At 63.5% G+C, this 17,508-nt stretch carries 11 protein-coding genes; 10 read left to right on the forward strand and 1 reads right to left on the reverse strand.

Annotation, left to right across the window (positions count from 1 at the left end):
* Positions 1–146 precede the first annotated feature (146 nt).
* A complete protein-coding gene (gene selD, locus LPW39_RS19690; RefSeq protein ID WP_230778999.1) occupies positions 147–1,214 on the forward strand; it encodes a selenide, water dikinase SelD in 1,068 nt (355 codons plus the stop codon).
* 86 nt (positions 1,215–1,300) lie between these two features.
* Here the strand turns inward: selD and ffh are convergent, their stop codons facing one another.
* Complete coding sequence (gene ffh, locus LPW39_RS19695) at positions 1,301–2,680, reverse strand: signal recognition particle protein (protein ID WP_230779001.1); 1,380 nt, start codon at positions 2,678–2,680, stop codon at positions 1,301–1,303.
* Between the two features lie 403 nt (positions 2,681–3,083).
* Here ffh and LPW39_RS19700 point away from each other — a divergent pair, with 403 nt between their 5' ends.
* The 9 genes from LPW39_RS19700 (at position 3,084) to LPW39_RS19740 (ending at position 17,424) form a co-directional block, all read left to right on the forward strand.
* Positions 3,084–6,956: a response regulator gene (locus LPW39_RS19700; RefSeq protein ID WP_230779004.1), complete on the forward strand. Its 3,873-nt coding sequence runs from the start codon at positions 3,084–3,086 to the stop codon at positions 6,954–6,956.
* 42 nt (positions 6,957–6,998) lie between these two features.
* A complete protein-coding gene (locus LPW39_RS19705) occupies positions 6,999–7,925 on the forward strand; it encodes a diguanylate cyclase (protein ID WP_230779007.1) in 927 nt (308 codons plus the stop codon).
* 116 nt (positions 7,926–8,041) lie between these two features.
* Positions 8,042–8,848 (forward strand): cytochrome C assembly family protein, encoded by an 807-nt coding sequence (locus LPW39_RS19710; RefSeq protein ID WP_230779011.1) that lies wholly within the window; start codon positions 8,042–8,044, stop codon positions 8,846–8,848.
* 6 nt (positions 8,849–8,854) lie between these two features.
* Positions 8,855–9,091 carry a PP0621 family protein gene (locus LPW39_RS19715; RefSeq protein WP_230779014.1) on the forward strand — a complete coding sequence of 79 codons (237 nt, stop codon included), beginning with the start codon at positions 8,855–8,857 and terminating at the stop codon, positions 9,089–9,091.
* Positions 9,092–9,094: 3 nt separating this feature from the next.
* Positions 9,095–10,792: an ATP-binding protein gene (locus tag LPW39_RS19720; protein WP_230779017.1), complete on the forward strand. Its 1,698-nt coding sequence runs from the start codon at positions 9,095–9,097 to the stop codon at positions 10,790–10,792.
* Entirely contained in the window at positions 10,789–12,300 is a 1,512-nt protein-coding gene (locus LPW39_RS19725) for a sigma-54-dependent transcriptional regulator (RefSeq protein ID WP_230779020.1), read from the forward strand. Before LPW39_RS19720 ends, LPW39_RS19725 begins: the two co-directional genes overlap by 4 nt.
* Before the next feature lie 11 nt (positions 12,301–12,311).
* Positions 12,312–12,935: a 1,6-anhydro-N-acetylmuramyl-L-alanine amidase AmpD gene (gene ampD, locus LPW39_RS19730; RefSeq protein ID WP_230779022.1), complete on the forward strand. Its 624-nt coding sequence runs from the start codon at positions 12,312–12,314 to the stop codon at positions 12,933–12,935.
* Positions 12,936–13,343: 408 nt separating this feature from the next.
* Positions 13,344–16,247, forward strand: a complete 2,904-nt coding sequence (locus tag LPW39_RS19735; RefSeq protein ID WP_230779025.1) for a ribonucleoside-diphosphate reductase subunit alpha — start codon at positions 13,344–13,346, stop codon at positions 16,245–16,247.
* Between the two features lie 58 nt (positions 16,248–16,305).
* A complete protein-coding gene (locus LPW39_RS19740; protein WP_230779029.1) occupies positions 16,306–17,424 on the forward strand; it encodes a ribonucleotide-diphosphate reductase subunit beta in 1,119 nt (372 codons plus the stop codon).
* The last annotated feature ends 84 nt before the right edge of the window (positions 17,425–17,508 follow it).

Consider the following 17,508-nt stretch of genomic DNA (forward strand, 5'->3'; position numbering starts at 1 on the left):
CGTCTCGCCTTTCGCAGCGTGGTCGATAGGCACTTCCTCCTCCACAAAACTAGACAGCACACACCCGCCAGCCAAATGCCGATAATGGTGGGTCGCCATTGGCGTTACCGCCTTGCTTGCCACCTTGAACCCATGAGGATGTCTGTATGAATGCCCCCACCGCCCCCCTGCCCGCTTCGCCGCGCCTGACCTCGCTGTCGCATGGCGGTGGCTGCGGCTGCAAGATCGCCCCCGGGGTGCTGGCCGATCTGATGAGCCGCAGCGCGGTACCCAAACAGTTCTATGCACCTTTGCTGGTGGGGACCGAGACGGCAGACGACGCGGCGGTCTACCAGATCAACGACACGCAGGCGATTGTCGCGACCACCGACTTCTTCATGCCCATCGTCGATGACCCCTATGACTTTGGCCGCATTGCCGCGACCAATGCGCTGTCGGATATCTACGCGATGGGCGGCACGCCGCTGATGGCGCTGGCCATTGTCGGCATGCCGATCAATGTGCTGCCCCATGAGGTCATCGCCAAGATTCTGGAAGGCGGCGAATCAGTCTGCCGCGACGCGGGCATTCCGCTGGCCGGCGGACATTCCATCGACTCGGTCGAGCCCATCTATGGCCTAGTGGGCATCGGCATCGTCAACCCCGCGCAGCTCAAGCGCAACCGCGATGCCCAGGCGGGCGATGTGCTGATCCTGGGCAAGGCCATCGGCGTCGGCATCCAGTCAGCCGCTTTGAAAAAAGGCCTGCTCAGCGACAGTGCCTACGCCAGCATGGTGCGCACTACCACCCAGCTCAACCGGCCCGGTGCAGCGCTGGCGCAGCTGGCCGATGTGCATGCGCTGACGGACGTTACCGGCTTTGGCCTGCTGGGCCATACGCTGGAGCTGGCACGGGGCGCGCAGCTGACTGCAGTGATCGACAGCCAGACGCTGCCGCTGCTGCCCGGCGTGCTGGACTTGGCCCAGCAAGGCGTGGTGACCGGCGCATCGGGCCGCAATTGGGCGTCCTACGGCAGCCATGTGGCGCTGGATGCGCAGGTTCCCGATGCCATGCGCAGCCTGCTGACCGATCCGCAAACCTCCGGCGGCCTGCTGGTTTCCTGCACGCCCGATGCTGTTGGCCAGGTGCTGGACATCTTCAAAACCCAGGGCTTTGGCGATGCCTGCGTGGTCGGCCATATGCAGGCGGGCGAGGCCAAGGTAGTGGTGTCATAACACTGCAGTGTCTGGATGCACAAACGCCTGCTGGATGCAGGCGTTTTTGTTGAAGCAGGCCTTGCAAGCCAGGCGTACTGAGGTGCTTAGAACGGCAGCTTGGGCATGCCTCCGCCCATCATGCCCTTCATGCCGCCCATCTTCTTCATCATCTTCATCAGGCCGCCACCCTTCATCTTCTTCATCATCTGCTGCATCTGGCCAAACTCGTTGAGCAGGCGGTTGACCTCTTGCACCTGCACGCCAGCGCCGGCCGCAATGCGCTTCTTGCGCGTGGCCTTGATGAACTCGGGCTTGGCGCGTTCATAGGGGGTCATCGAGCAGATGATGCCTTCCTTGCGGCGCACTTCGCGCTCGGCTTTGTCCATGTCGACCTGACCGGCCTTGCCTGCCAGCTCGGAGGGCAGCTTGTCCATCAGGGTGGACAGGCCGCCCATCTGCTTCATCTGCTGGAGCTGGCCGAGGAAGTCGTTGAGGTCAAAGCCGTCGCCGGACTTGATCTTCTCGGCCATCTTCTGGGCCGCCTGCAGGTCCACGCCCTTGGAGACCTGCTCGACCAGCGCGACGATGTCACCCATGCCCAGCACGCGCTGCGCATGGCGCTCGGCGTCGAACACTTCCAGGCCGTCGAGCTTTTCGGACACACCGGCAAACTTGATCGGTGCACCGGTGATCTGGCGCACCGACAGCGCTGCGCCGCCGCGCGAGTCACCGTCGAGCTTGGTCAGCACAATGCCGGTGAGTGGCAAGGCCTCCTTGAAGGCCTTGGCGGTATTGATCGCGTCCTGGCCCTGCATGGCATCGACGACGAACAAGGTCTCGACCGGCTTCAGGGCGCCGTGCAACTGCTGGATTTCGGTCATCAGCACCTCGTCGATCGCCAGGCGTCCGGCGGTATCGACCAGCAGCACATCAAAGTAGTGCTTCTTGGCGTAATCCAGCGCTGCGTTGGCAATGTCTAGGGGCTTTTGGTCGGGGGTGCTGGGGAACCACTCGGCACCCGCCTGCTGGGTCACCGTCTTGAGCTGCTCGATAGCAGCGGGGCGGTACACGTCACCGGAGACGGTCAGCACTTTCTTCTTGCGGCGCTCGATCAGGTGCTTGGCCAGCTTGGCTGTGGTGGTCGTCTTGCCGGCGCCTTGCAGACCGGCCATCAGGATCACCGCCGGCGGCTGGGCCTGCAGGTTGATGTCGGCCACGCCTTCGCCCATCGTGGCGGCCAGTTCCTTGTTGACGATGGACACCAGGGTCTGGCCTGGCTTGAGGCTGCCCAGCACTTCCTGGCCCAGCGCCTTTTCCTTGACGCGGGCAATGAAATCGCGCACCACGGGCAAGGCCACATCCGCCTCCAGCAGCGCCATGCGCACTTCGCGCAGCATGTCCTGCACGTTGGATTCGGTGATGCGGGCCTGGCCACGCATTTCCTTGACGAGGCGCGAGAGTTTATCGGTCAGTGCGGAAGCCATAGGGTGGAGTCTTGAGTAATCGTGGCGAACGTGGCAAAGAGGGCGCCGAATGGAGGCCGAGACCCGGTACCCGGGCGCAAAGGGCTGGCGCGCAAGGAACCGTGAGCTACATCTGAGCCACAGCCCTGCAAACCCTTGATTCTACCCGCTCACCCCAAAACCGGGGCGGGCCGGGGCTGCCGGCCCGCTGCCACCGCAAGAAACTATGGCCCACGCCTCCCCATAGGCAAATGTTTGCCCGCCCCATGCCAAACGAATTTAGCCTTTGAGGCTGCGCACCTACCTGCCTGGAACCACGACAATACGCCACCGGCCTCTGCATGTCTGTGCGGATGCAGCATGGCCACCCGCAATGTCCCAGCCCGTCACCCGGAGGTGGCGTTTTCTTTGACCAGGATCAACGATGCCAGATACGCCGTATCGCCACTTGCTAGACCATTTCTCGGACGCCTTTTTTGTGACCGATATGCAAGGCCGGATCCTGGATGTCAATGCCCAGGCCTACCAGGAGATGGGTTACTCCCGGGCAGAACTGATGGCCATGAATGTGGCAGATTTTGCGCTGGACCTGTCCCAGGATGAGCTCCATGCCATGTGGCAGAAGATGGCGCCTGGAGACCATGCCGTGGCGACTAATACGCACCAGCGCAAGGACGGCTCCTGCTTTCCGGTGGAGGTGCACATCACCTGCCAGTTGGTGGGCGGAGAAAAGCAGTTTTTCACCATCGCCCATGACATCACCGAGCGCGTGCGCCGCGACCAGGAGATCCAGCTGCTCAATGCGGCGCTGGAGCAACAGGTAGAAAAAAGCACCCAGCAGTGGCGCCATTCCACCCACTTGCTCGATGCGGTGATGCGTGGCACCTCGGACATCGTCTTTGTCAAGGACCGCCAGGGCCGCTATGTGTTCGCCAACCCGGCCGCTGAGGCCATCACGCAGATGCCGCCCGGGGGGCTGATCGGCAAGACCGATGCCGAGATTTTGGGCGGCCGCAACAATTTTGCCGAGGATGATGCTGCCGTGTTTCGCAGCACCACGCCGGTGGTGTCGGAGTCGCATGCGCTGATCGACGGGCGCCGGCTCAGTTTTCAGTCCATCAAAAGCCAGTACCGCGACGAGCATGGCGAGGTCATTGGGCTGCTGGGTATCTCGCGCGACATGACGCAGATGCGCGAATCGGAAAGCCAGCTGCGCCAAAGCTACGATTCGTTGCGCCGCGCCGAGCGCCTGTCGCGTATCGGTAGTTGGACCTTGGACCTGGCCAGCGGTGAGATCGAAGCCTCGGAGATGATGTACGAGATGAATGGCCTGGACCCGCAGGGACCCAAGCTGACCCAGGACAATATCGCTCACATGATGCCGCCGCAGGACTATGCCAAGGTGACTGCCGCCATCGCCCAATGCGCCCAGACCGGCCAGCCCTACCGGCTTGATGTGACCCATTACACGCCCGATGGCGGCCAGTTCCCGGCCAGCATCCTGGGCCAGGCCGACTATGACAGCAGCGGCCGCATCGTCAGCCTCAGCGGCACCTTGCAGGATCTGTCGGAACGCGAACAGGCGCGCCAGCGGCTCGAAGCGCTGGCCGACAACCTGCCCAGCGGCGCAATCTACCGCGTCGAAGGCGACACCGTCCCCTTGCGCATGAGCTATATCAGTGCCGGTATCGAAAAGCTCATTGGCGTCAGCGCCCAGGCGATCATGGCGGACAACGCGGCCTATATCAAAACCATCCACCCGGCTGATCTGGCCATGTACCGGCAGCAGCAGCGCGAGGCGCTGGAGCGCATGAGCCTGTTTGACTGCAGCTTCCGCATCATCCGGCCCGACGGCGGCCTGCGCTGGCTGCGCTGCCGCTCGGCGCCCAGCCGCCAGGAGGCGGGCACGGCCTGGGACGGCATCATGCTCGACATCACCCGCGAGCGCGAGGCCGAGCTGGCGCTGCAAAAAGCCAAGGAAATGGCAGAAGCGGCCGAGCGCGCCAAGTCCGAGTTCCTGGCCACGATGAGCCATGAGATCCGCACCCCGATGAACACCGTCATCGGCATGACGCGCCTGATCCAGCAAACCCCGCTGTTGCCCAAGCAGCGCAACTATCTGGAGAAGGTGGAGCTCTCAGCCAATGCGCTGCTGTCGGTGATCAATGACATTCTGGATTTTTCCAAGATCGAAGCGGGCATGCTCACCTTGGAGAATGTGGAGTTTGCGCTGGACGATGTGCTGGAGACCGTCTCGGCCGTCACCACCTTGCGTGCCGAGGAAAAGGGCATCGAGGTGGTCTACTCGGTCGCGCCCGATGTGCCCCGGCAGCTGAGCGGCGATCCGCTGCGCCTGAGCCAGGTGCTCAACAACCTGGTCAGCAATGCGATCAAGTTCACCCACCTGGGCGAGGTGGTCATCAGCATCCGCACTGCAGAGACAGCCGGCAATCGGCCAGTGGCCCCCGGCAAGATCGTGCTGGAGATCACCGTCAAGGACACCGGCATCGGCATGAACGCGGCACAGATGAGCCAGCTGTTCCGCCCCTTCTCGCAGGCCGACAGCCAGACCACACGGCGCTATGGCGGCTCGGGCCTGGGCCTGGCCATTTGCCAGCGCCTGGTGGGCCAGATGGGGGGTGAGCTCAAGGTCGAAAGCCAACCCGGGCTGGGCAGCACCTTCTCCTTCAGCGTGCAGTTGCACCCCGCCCAGCTGCAGCAGGCGCCCAAGCCGGCCCACTACCACGGCACGCCGGTGGACCGGGTGCTGATCGTTGACGACAACGCCAGTGCGCGCGACATCCTGGCCGAGATGGTGCGCGGCTTTGGCATGCGCGCCGATACCGTGGATTCGGGCGAGCAGGCCTTGTCCGATCTGCAGCTCGCCTCTCGCGTCGGCACGCCCTATGGGCTGGTGCTGATGGACTGGCGCATGCCTGGCATGGACGGCCTGGAGGTGGCGCGCCGCATCCGCGAGGAAGAGCACCTGTCAGCCACGCCGGCGGTGCTGATGGTGACCGCCTATGGCCGCGACGAAGTCATGCGCAAGGCCGAGGCGCTGCGCCTGCAAGGCCTGCTGATCAAGCCGGTGACGCAGTCGGTGCTGTTCAATGCGATTTTGGAGGCGCTGCAATCGCAAGGTGGCAGCGTATCGCGGCGCGCATTGTCCGATGCGTCCGGCCATCCGCAACTCTTGCACAGCAACCCGACGCAGCTCTACCCCCATCTGCAGGGCAAGAATGTGCTGGTGGTGGATGACAACGCGCTCAACCGCGAGGTGGCGGCCGACTTTCTCAGCCTTGTCGGCGTGCAGGTGAGTCTGGCCACCAATGGTGCCGAAGCACTCAGCATGCTGGACCAAAACCACTACGACGCCGTGCTGATGGACGTGCACATGCCGCAGATGGACGGACTGGACGCCACCCGTGCACTACGCCAGCTGCCGCATCTACAGCAGCTGCCGGTGATTGCGCTCACCGCACAGGCCCGGGTGGAAGACCGCGCCGCCATCGAAGAAGCGGGCATGAATGCCCATTTGACCAAGCCTATTGACGAGCGCAAGCTGTACGAGACCTTGAGCGAATGGATCGCCGGCCCAAGCGGTCAAGCCGAATCCCTGGATGCGCCCGAGTCCGAGTTTCTGCGCGACGAGGCCCGCGTGGCAGCCACGCCCGGCATCAACCATAGCAAGATGCTGCAGCGCTTTCACGGCAATGCCGAGCGGGTCGAGCGGGTGCTGGCGGGCTTTTACCGCGACTTTGCCGATGCGCCCCAGACCCTGGTGCTGCATGTGCAGCAGGGGGACTGGCAACCGCTGTCCATGCTGGCCCATTCGCTCAAGGGCGCGCTGGGCTACCTGGATGCCGCTGCGCTGGTGCAGGCCGCTGAAACCATCGAGAACCAGGCCCGGGATTGGACCCAGGCCCCACCACCGGCCGCTCAGCCCCAGCAACAATTGCATGCCGAGACCACCGAGTTTGCCGCCCAACTGCAGACCTTGCTGCAAGGCCTGGCCTCACGCCAGAATCCAGCAGCAGCCCAGCCTGATGCAAGCGAGGAAGCAGCGCCTGCGGCACACCCAGCCCACACCAACAACCTGCGCGAGGAGCTCAAACACCTCAAACGCCTGGTGGCCGATGGTGACTATGCCGCGGTCAGCGAACTCGAGCACATGCTCTCGGCCAGCCCCGCCGCGCGCTGGACGCCACTGCTGCAGCAAATCCTGCAGCATGTGGAAGACCTGGACGCCGATGCCGCGCTGGCCGCGATCGATCGGCTTGAAAACATTCTCCCTTGACGGCTATGCGGCCCGCCCCTAGAGACCTCTTACCATCGCACCATGCAAGCTGAGCCCGATAACGACCAACCCACCATCCTGATTGTGGATGACGAGCGCGTCAACCGCTCCATGCTCGCCGAACTGCTGGGCCAGCAGTACCGCGTACTGCTGGCCAAGGACGGCCCCAGCGCCCTGACCATCGCGGCGCGCGAATCGCACCGCCTGCTGCTGGTGCTGCTCGATGTCAGCATGCCCGGCATGAATGGCTACGAAGTGCTGACCCAGTTGAAAAAACAGGAAGCCACCGCCGGCATCGCCATCATCTTCATCACCGGCCAAAGCGATGCGGCTGCCGAGGAATACGGCCTGCGCCTGGGCGCGGCCGACTATGTCTCCAAGCCCATCCGCCCGGCGGTCGTCAGCGTGCGGGTGCGCAACCAGATCGACCTGGCCTTGCAACGCCAGGCCTTGCAGCGCCTGGCCCAGGTCGATGGACTGACCAGCCTGGCCAACCGCCGGCATTTTGATGACATGCTGCAGCGCTGCCACCGCATGTGTCTGCGCAGAAATGACCCCTTGGGACTGGCGCTGATTGATATCGACCACTTCAAGCTTTACAACGACCACTACGGCCATGTGCAAGGCGACGAGGCGCTCAAGCAGGTGGCAGGCACCTTGGCACGCCATGCCCGCCGCCCCTATGACCTGGCTGCCCGCTTTGGCGGGGAGGAGTTTGCGCTGATCCTGCCCGGCCACGCCGACGCGGTGGAGGTGGTGGAGCGTTTTCGTCTGGAGGTGCAAAGCATGGCGATTGCCCATGCCGCCTCCACCACCGCCCCCGAGCTGACGGTGAGCTGCGGGGTACTGACCATCCATTGCGGCCAGACCGACGGCATGGAGGACTGCCTGCGCCGCGCCGACGAACTGCTGTATGAAGCCAAGACCCGAGGCCGCAACCGCGTCTGCGCGACCAGCATCGGCCTGTGAGTTGGCCTTGCAGCGGATGGCTTCTGTGGTCTATCGCTGGCAATAGCCAGCCGATTGGCAGGCGCTAGCACTGGCGCAGGCTACACAGGCCCTGCGCCGCAGCTATGATAGCGGGCATGCTCTCTCCCGCCATTGCCGCAGCCAGCACCAGCCCCATCGGCTGGGCGCTGGCCATTGCTGCAGCCATTGCCTACGCCATACCCGCACTTGCGGCCCGACGCCTGCAAGAGCCCAGCGCTCGGCTGGGCTTGCGCGCGGCCTGGGCCCTGCACCTGGCAGCCATCGCCTGGAGCCTGATTGGCGATATGCCGCACTTCGGCTTTGCGCCGGCGCTTTCGGTCACCGCCTGGCTGGTGCTCACGGTCTACGTGGTCGAGCAGCAACTCTATCCGCAACTGCGCTCGCGCTGGCCGCTGTCGGCCATGGGCTGCATTGCCGTGCTGCTGGCCGGTGTCTTCCCTGGCAGCCCCTTGCATGTGAATGCCTCGCCCTGGCTGCCGCTGCACCTGGCGCTGGGCATTGCTTCGTATGGCCTGTTTGCCGCCGCCGTGGTGCATGCCGCGCTGATGACCCGGGCCGAGCGCCAGATGCGCCAGGATGGCAGCCATGACGGCGGTCTGCCGCTGCTGGCGCTCGAGCGCCTGACCTTCCGCTTTGTCACCGCCGGCTTCATCCTGCTGTCCGCCACCTTGCTGGCGGGATGGTGGTTTGGTGAGGCGCTGTACGGCAAGGCCTGGGTCTGGAACCACAAGTCGGTGTTCTCGCTGATGGCCTGGCTGACCTTTGCCATCCTGCTGGTAGGCCGCAAGCGCTTTGGCTGGCGCGGGCAGCGCGCCGTCAACATGCTCTATGTGGGTGCCACCTTGCTGCTGCTGGCCTATGTGGGCTCGCGTTTTGTCCTTGAAGTCATCTTGAAACACTGAGCCACCATGAAGTATTTGCTGGTATTGCTGGTGCTGGCCGTAGGCTGGCACATGTGGCGCAGCCAACGGGTCAAGCGCACGCCGCCACCACCGCCCAAGAAAAGCCTGGCCAAGCCCGAACCCATGGTGCACTGCGCGCACTGCGGTGTGCACCTGCCGCAGTCCGATGCCATCCGCTACCAGGGCGCGCATTACTGCTCGCAAGCCCATCTTGCCCAGGCGGTGCCGCCTGGCAAGAGCTGAGCCTTGGGCATCGCGACCATGGCAGCGCTGGAGTTGATGGAAACCCCCTTCAAGCGCCTGTGGCGCGGCTACCTCGTAGCCCGCGTGTTTGTGGCTTTGCTGCTGGCACTTGGCGTGATGGCCATCACGCCAGCGCAGTCGGGCCAGCTGCTGTCGCAACTGGCGCTCCTGGGGGCCTACGGCATCTCGGCCATGCTCTATGCCGCACTCAGCCACAAGCCACCGCCGCAACGCCGTGTCTATGCTTGGCTGCCGACGGTGGGCATGGACCTGCTGCTGATCTCATTGCTGGAAGTCACCAAGACCGGCAGCTACACCCTGACCCCCATGTTTGGCCTGGCGGTGCTGTTTGCCGGCACCTTGGGCGGCTGGCTGGTGACCCTGGGCAGCTGCGCCTACATCACGATTTTTCTGATTGTCGAGTCGCTGAGCTTTCGCTTTTCGCTTCTGGATCCCGATGCGACCCAAAGTACCGTGCAGGCAGGGCTTGCAGGCGCTGCCTATTTTTTGGTGGGCATTCTGGTGCGTCTGCTCGCGTCGCGCGTGGAGCGCGAAACCCTGCATGGCCTGCGCAATGCTGCTGCTGCCAACCAGCAAGAGCAGATCAATGCGCTGATCCTGCAGAACCTGCCCGACGGCGTGATGGTGGCAGATCAGGCCTTGCAGGTACGCATTGCCAACCCGGCAGCGATGGACTTGCTGGGCCATCCCCACCTGCCCCTCGAATTGGCGCAGTTACCTGCCTGGCGCGGCGTTGTCGAGCAGGTCACGCGGACCTTTGCCGAGCAAAAGCCCATCTCGCAAGACCTGGCCCTGACCGCACCGCAGATGGCACCCATTGGCCTGCATGTGCGCACCTGGCTGACCCATCCGCTGCCGACCTTCGGCACCATCGGCAGCCATGACAACGACCCGCTGTGCCTGGTGTTTCTGCATGACCTGCGTGAGATAGAGGCACGGCTGCGCACCGAGAAAATGGCGGCCATGGGTCGCATGTCCGCTGCCGTTGCCCATGAAATCCGCAACCCGCTGACCGCGATCACCCAGGCCAACGCGCTGCTCGACGAGGAGCTGACCGACCCCGGCCAAAAGCGGCTGACCTATATGGTCGAGCAAAATGCCCAGCGGCTGGGCCGCATTGCCGAAGACATTCTGGACATTGCCCGTGTGCACAACCAGATCCAGCCGGGCGATGGCGACTCCATTGCGCTCAATGACACGGTGCTGCAGATCTGCCATGACTGGATGGCGATGGCGCCTGCCGCCCACACGGTAGCGCTGTCGCTCAAAGCCGATGACAGCCTGGTGGCCTTTGACACCGGCCACCTGCGCCAACTGCTCTACAACCTGCTCAACAACGGCCAGCGCTACCGCCGCGACTGCGCGGACTCCTTGCGCGTGAGCACGCACAGCAGCCTGACGGGCACCACCACCTTGTTGGTCTGGAGCGATGGCGCGCCCATCGAGCCCACCATTGAAAAGCATTTGTTCGAGCCCTTCTTCTCGTCCGAGAGCCGATCGAGCGGGCTGGGCCTGTACATCTGCCGCGAGCTCTGCACCCGCCATGGCGCTATGATCCGCTACGAAAGGCAGAGCACGGAGCTGCCCGTGCCGACCCAGGGCAATGCCTTCATTGTGCAGTTTCGCAGGGCCGCCAGCCCCGCGCATCCCCAGCAGACTGATTTGATCCACCAGGCATGAGTTTTGAAAACACCACTGTTCTGGTCGTGGACGATGAGCCCGACCTCAGAACCCTTTATGAGCTGACCTTGCTGCGCGAAGGCTACCGCGTCTACACGGCGGGCTCGGTGCTGGAAGCCCGTGCCCAGCTTCAGCAGCGCCGCTTCGAGATTCTGATCACCGACATGCGCCTGCCCGATGGCCTGGGTATGGAACTGCTGCAGGACCTGCGCAGCCAGGGCCGCAGCGAGCGCGCCATCGTCATGACCGCCTATGGCTCGGCGGACAATGCCGTCGCCGCGTTGCGCGAAGGCGCCTTTGACTACCTGACCAAGCCGGTGGACCTCAAGCAGTTTCGCCAGGTGGTGGCCTCCGCCAGCCAGGGCCTGCAGGATACCCCTGTGCAAGGGCAGGCACAGACCACGTTTCAGCCCCTACCGGCAGCAGGGGCGCCGCCGTCTGGCGCACCTGGCCAGCGCGAGCTGATTGGCCCATCGCTGGTGATGCAGCAGGTGCGCGAGCGCATTGCCAAGGTAGCCGGCAGCATGGCGCCCATTCTGGTACGCGGAGAATCGGGCACCGGCAAGGAGCTGGTGGCCCAGTCCTTGCACCGCAGCAGCCAGCGCGCCAACGGCCCGATGGTGGCGGTCAACTGCGGCGCCATCCCCGAGAACCTGCTGGAAGCTGAGTTCTTTGGCGCGCGCAAAGGCGCCTACACGGGCGCCAACCAGGACCGCGAAGGCTATTTCCAGGCCGCCCATGGCGGCACCCTCTTCCTTGATGAAATCGGCGAGCTGCCGCTGTCGATGCAGGCCAAGCTCCTGCGTGCGATCCAGGAGCGCAAGGTGCGGCCTCTAGGCGCCCAACAGGAAGAGGCGGTAGATGTACGCATTGTCAGCGCCACCCACCGCGACCTGGCCGCCGATGTGCAAGCGGGTCGCTTCCGCCAGGACTTGTACTACCGCTTGAACGTCATCGACATCTTTATCCCACCGCTGCGCGAGCGCCGCGAGGACCTGCCCGCACTGTGCCAGGTGCTGCTGGAGCGCATTGCCAATGAGAGCGGCCAGCCCGTGCCCCAGCTCAGCGCCGAAGCGCTGCAGACCTTGGCAGGCCATGCGCTGCCGGGCAATGTACGAGAGCTGGAAAACCTCTTGCTGCGCTCGGTGGCGCTGAGCGACGGGGCTTTCCTGCAGGTGGAGCCGGCCGACGCCGCATCCCCCGTGCCGGTGCCAGCCAGGGTGGCCGAACGCATGCCCACCTATGAACCAGGCGCTGCACCGCCGGAGCCGAAGGCCGAAGCTGCGGCGCCCAGCAGCCTGCAGCGCTTTCCTCCGCCGCAGGATCTTCCCTCCGATCTGCAGTCCTGGCTCGATGCGATCGAGCGCGACATCCTTGTGCGCGCTCTGCAGGAGTTTGGCTTTAACCGCACCGCCGCTGCCAACCGCCTGGGCATCAGCCTGCGCCAGATCCGCTACCGCATGGAGCGGCTGCAGATCCACGACCCCAGCGATGGGGTGCAGCCCTAGGGCCTGAGACGATGGCAACCACACCGGGCAACCCTGCCGACATCGACCCGCCAGCGCCAACGCAAGCGCTCTGGCAGGACGGCTGGCTGCGCAGCGCCAGGCACTGCCCCTCGCCCAATTTCGGGCCCCGGCCCGAGGGCGCATGCACCGACCTGGTGGTCGTCCACTCCATCAGCCTGCCGCCCGGCATCTACGGCACGGGCGATGTGCAACGCCTCTTTACCAACCAGCTCGACTGGGATGCCCACCCCTATTTCCAAAGCATCCGGGGCCTGCAGGTGTCCTCCCATTTCTTCATCACCCGCCAAGGGGAAGTGTGGCAGTTTGTCAGTGCCGACCTGCGCGCCTGGCATGCTGGCCAATCGTTCTGGCGCGGCCGGCCCCTCTGCAATGATGACTCCATCGGCATCGAGCTCGAAGGCCTGGAGGGCCAAACCTTCGAGCCCGCCCAGTACGACAGCCTGGTGCAGCTGTGCCAGCAGATCCGCGCGCAGTATGCGATTGCCTATATTGCCGGCCATGAGCACATTGCGCCGGGCCGCAAAAACGACCCGGGCCCGGGCTTTCTCTGGCCCCGGCTGCAGCAGGACCTGGGCTGGCCGGCAGCCATGTTCCCCGCCTCACTCCATCTCTGAATCGGGCTATTACCAAACTCTCTAAGCAGCCTGCATTTGTCATGCATCCGGGCGCAATGCAAGGCATACGCGCCACAAAAAACACAGCAAATCTCCACATCTGAAAAAAATTTTTTCAGATGCAATGCCTATGTTTTACGCAGGCTCGCAACGGGGATGGCGCAGAAACACACACACAGCGGTGGTTTGCCTGCGCAAACCACGACGCCATGCGCAGTTGCCGCCGTTTTGCTGCGCAGCATGGTCCACAGCGCTACACACAAAGCGCGCAATGCGCCATACACTACAGGTAGTGTCCAGCGCTTCAAAAAACACTATATGTAGTGTCAGGTGGTATCCGGCGGCTCAGTGATACCGGCATGCCCAGCGCTGTTTCTCCGGCTTTTCACACACGACAGAGAGGACATCATGAGCGCTGCTTCGCTTTCCGAGCTACGGGCCACACCGGCCGCCAGCTCGCGCACCCTGGATGGATTCACCGTACTGCCGGACTACCAGATCATGCGGCGCAACGGAGCAGTCGTCCCTTTCGAGCCCCCCAAGATCACCACCGCCATCATGAAAGCCTTTCTGGCCGTGCATGGCAGCCAGGGCTCGGCATCGGCCAGCGTGCGCGAAGTGGTCGAGAACCTGACCCACACGGTGGTGCGTGCGCTGATGCGTTCCCGCCCAGGCGGCGGTACCTTCCATATCGAAGACGTGCAGGACCAGGTCGAGCTGGGCCTGATGCGTGGTGGCAACCATGAGGTGGCACGCGCCTATGTGCTGTACCGCGAGCGCCGCAACCAGGAGCGCACGCAGCTCCAGGCCCAGCACACACCGGCCCATGCCAGCTTGCATGTGCAGGACCGGGGCCAGCAGGTGCTGCTCGATGTCAAGAAACTCCATGACCGCATTGCCGCCGCCTGCCAGGGCCTGGGCCAGGACGTCGACCCCGCGCCCATCCTGAGCGAGACCCTGCGCAACCTCTATGACGGCGTCAACATGGACGAGGTGTTCAAGGCCTCCATCCTGGCCGCCCGCACCCTGATCGAAAAGGACCCGGACTACAGCCTGGTCACCGCGCGCCTGCTGCTGCATACCATCACGCGCGAAGTGATCGGTCAGGACGTCAGCAGTGCCGACATGGGCACCGCCTACCGCAGCTACTTCCCCGGCTTTGTCGCGCAGGGGGTGGAACATGAACTGCTCACCCCTGAGATGCTGGACTTCGACCTGCCACGCCTGGCCGCAGCCCTCCAGCCCGAGCGTGATCTGCAGTTTGACTACCTGGGTCTGCAGACCCTGTATGACCGCTACTTCCTGCATGTGCGCAAGCAGCGCATCGAGCTGCCCCAGGCCTTCTTCATGCGCGTGGCCATGGGCCTGGCGCTGAAAGAGGACGACCGCAATGCCAGGGCCATCGCCTTCTATGACCTGCTCTCTTCCTTCGACTTCATGTCGTCCACCCCCACCCTGTTCAACAGCGGCACTTTGCGCTCGCAGCTGTCGTCCTGCTACCTGACCACGGTGGCCGATGACCTGGGCGGCATCTACGATGCGATCCGCGAGAACGCGCTGCTGTCCAAGTTTGCCGGTGGCCTGGGCAATGACTGGACCCCTGTGCGAGCGATGGGCGCCCGCATCAAGGGCACCAATGGCGAATCGCAAGGCGTGGTGCCTTTTCTCAAAGTGGTCAACGACACCGCCGTCGCCGTCAACCAGGGTGGCAAGCGCAAGGGCGCCGTCTGCGCCTACCTGGAGACCTGGCACCTGGACATCGAGGAGTTTCTGGAGCTGCGCAAGAACACCGGCGATGACCGCCGCCGCACCCATGACATGAACACCGCCAACTGGATCCCCGACCTGTTCATGCAACGGGTCATGGAAAAAGGGACGTGGACCTTGTTCTCCCCATCCGATGTTCCCGATCTGCATGACCGCTTTGGCCAGGACTTTGAGCGCGCCTATACCGCCTACGAGGCCAAGGCCGCGACCGGCGAACTGGCGCTGAGCAAGACGCTGCCTGCGGTCGATCTGTGGCGCAAGATGCTGTCCATGCTGTTCGAGACCGGCCATCCCTGGATCACCTTTAAGGATGCCTGCAACCTGCGCTCGCCCCAGCAGCATGCCGGCGTCGTGCACTCGTCCAACCTCTGCACCGAGATCACGCTCAACACCAGCGACACGGAAACCGCTGTCTGCAACCTGGGCTCGGTCAACCTCGCTCGCCACCTGAAGGACGACGGCCAAGGCGGCCTCACCCTCGACCATGACAAGCTCAAGCGCAGCATCGCCACGGCCATGCGCATGCTCGACAACGTCATCGACATCAACTACTACGCGGTCGACAAGGCACGCGACTCCAACCTGCGCCACCGCCCGGTAGGCCTGGGCATCATGGCCTTCCAGGACAGCCTCTACCAATTGCACATCCCCTACGCCAGCGATGCGGCGGTGCAGTTTGCCGACACCTCGATGGAGGCCGTCTGCTATTACGCCTACTGGGCCTCGACCGAGCTGGCGCGCGAGCGCGGCGTCTACAGCAGCTACCCTGGCTCGCTGTGGAGCCAAGGCATTCTGCCGCTGGACACGCTGGACCTGCTCGCCCAATCGCGCGGCCAGGCCGACTATGTCCAGGTGGACCGCAGCATGCAGCTGGACTGGGAAGCCTTGCGCCGCAAGATCGCACAGGACGGCATGCGCAACTCCAATTGCGTGGCCATTGCGCCGACGGCCACCATCTCCAACATCGTCGGTGTCGATGCCTCCATCGAGCCCTCGTTTGGCAACCTGTCGGTCAAGTCCAACCTCTCGGGTGAGTTCACCGTGATCAACCAGTACCTGGTGCGCGACCTCAAGAAGCTGGGCCTGTGGGACGATGTAATGGTGATGGACCTCAAGCACTTTGATGGCTCGCTGCGCCCCATCGACCGCGTGCCCCATGCGCTCAAGGCCCTGTATGCCACGGCCTTCGAAGTCGATCCCGTCTGGCTGGTGGAAGCGGCCTCGCGGCGCCAGAAATGGATAGACCAGGCGCAGAGCCTCAATATCTATATGGCAGGGGCCTCGGGCAAGAAGCTCGACGACGCCTACAAGCTTGCCTGGGTGCGCGGCCTCAAGACCACCTACTACCTGCGCACCACCAGCGCGACGCAGGCCGAAAAATCCACCGTCCAAAGCCGCGTGCTCAATGCCGTGCCCAGCAGCCATGCCTCACCCGTTGCCCAGGCCGTAGCCAACGCCGCCGCTGCTGCATCGCAGGCCGGCGCGCCCGGCACCGACATCCGTTTTTGCGCCATCGATGACCCCGGCTGCGAAGCCTGCCAGTAGACCCCGCTGACCGTCTGAACCTGGCCGCAGCAGCGGCCACCACCAGGAGCATTCATCCATGCTGAGCTTTGAAGAAGAATCCATGGACGCGCTGGCCACGCCAGTCACACCGGCCCCCGCGGCTGCCGCGCCTTTGGCATCACAACCTGCAGCTACTTTCAAGCGCGTCAATGCCGCCGACAAACGCATCATCAACGCCAAGACCGATGTCAACCAGCTGGTGCCCTTCAAATACAAATGGGCCTGGGAGAAATACCTGGCTACCTGCGCCAACCACTGGATGCCTCAAGAGGTAAACATGACGCGTGACATCGCACTGTGGAAATCGCCCAATGGCCTGACCGAGGATGAGCGCCGCATCGTCAAGCGCAACCTGGGCTTCTTCGTCACCGCCGATTCGCTGGCCGCCAACAACATCGTGCTGGGCACCTACCGCCACATCACCGCACCGGAGTGCCGCCAGTTCCTGCTGCGCCAGGCCTTTGAAGAAGCCATCCACACCCATGCCTACCAGTACATCGTGGAGTCGCTGGGCCTCGATGAGGCCGAGATCTTCAACGCCTACAACGAGGTCCCGTCGATCCGCAACAAGGATGCTTTCCTGATCCCCTTTATCGAGGCGATCATGGACCCCAACTTCCAGACCGGCACGCCCCACACTGACCAGACCCTGCTCAAGAGCCTGATTGTTTTTGCCTGCCTGATGGAGGGTCTGTTCTTCTATGTGGGCTTCACGCAGATCCTGGCGCTGGGCCGCCAGAACAAGATGACTGGCGCGGCCGAGCAGTACCAGTACATCCTGCGCGACGAGTCCATGCACTGCAACTTCGGCATCGACCTGATCAACCAGCTCAAGCTCGAGAACCCGGACCTGTGGACCACAGCATTCAAGGACGAGATCAAGGCCTTGTTTATTCAAGCAGTCGAACTTGAATACCAATATGCAGAAGACACGATGCCCAGAGGAGTTCTGGGCATGAACGCATCGATGTTCAAAGGCTACCTGCGCTACATCGCCAACCGCCGCGCAACGCAGATCGGACTCGATGCATTGTTCCCCAACGAGGACAATCCTTTCCCGTGGATGAGCGAGATGATCGACCTGAAAAAGGAGAGAAATTTCTTCGAGACGCGCGTCATCGAATACCAGTCCGGTGGCGCGCTTTCCTGGGATTGACGCCGTCCCTGATGTGCAAACCCCGTCAGAATGTGGTTTTCCTGAGAGAAAACTGTGAAATTTGGCGTCTTTATTGAGGTTTGC

Origin of the sequence: Comamonas koreensis, from assembly GCF_021026195.1 — a bacterium.
GTDB lineage: Bacteria > Pseudomonadota > Gammaproteobacteria > Burkholderiales > Burkholderiaceae_C > Comamonas > Comamonas koreensis.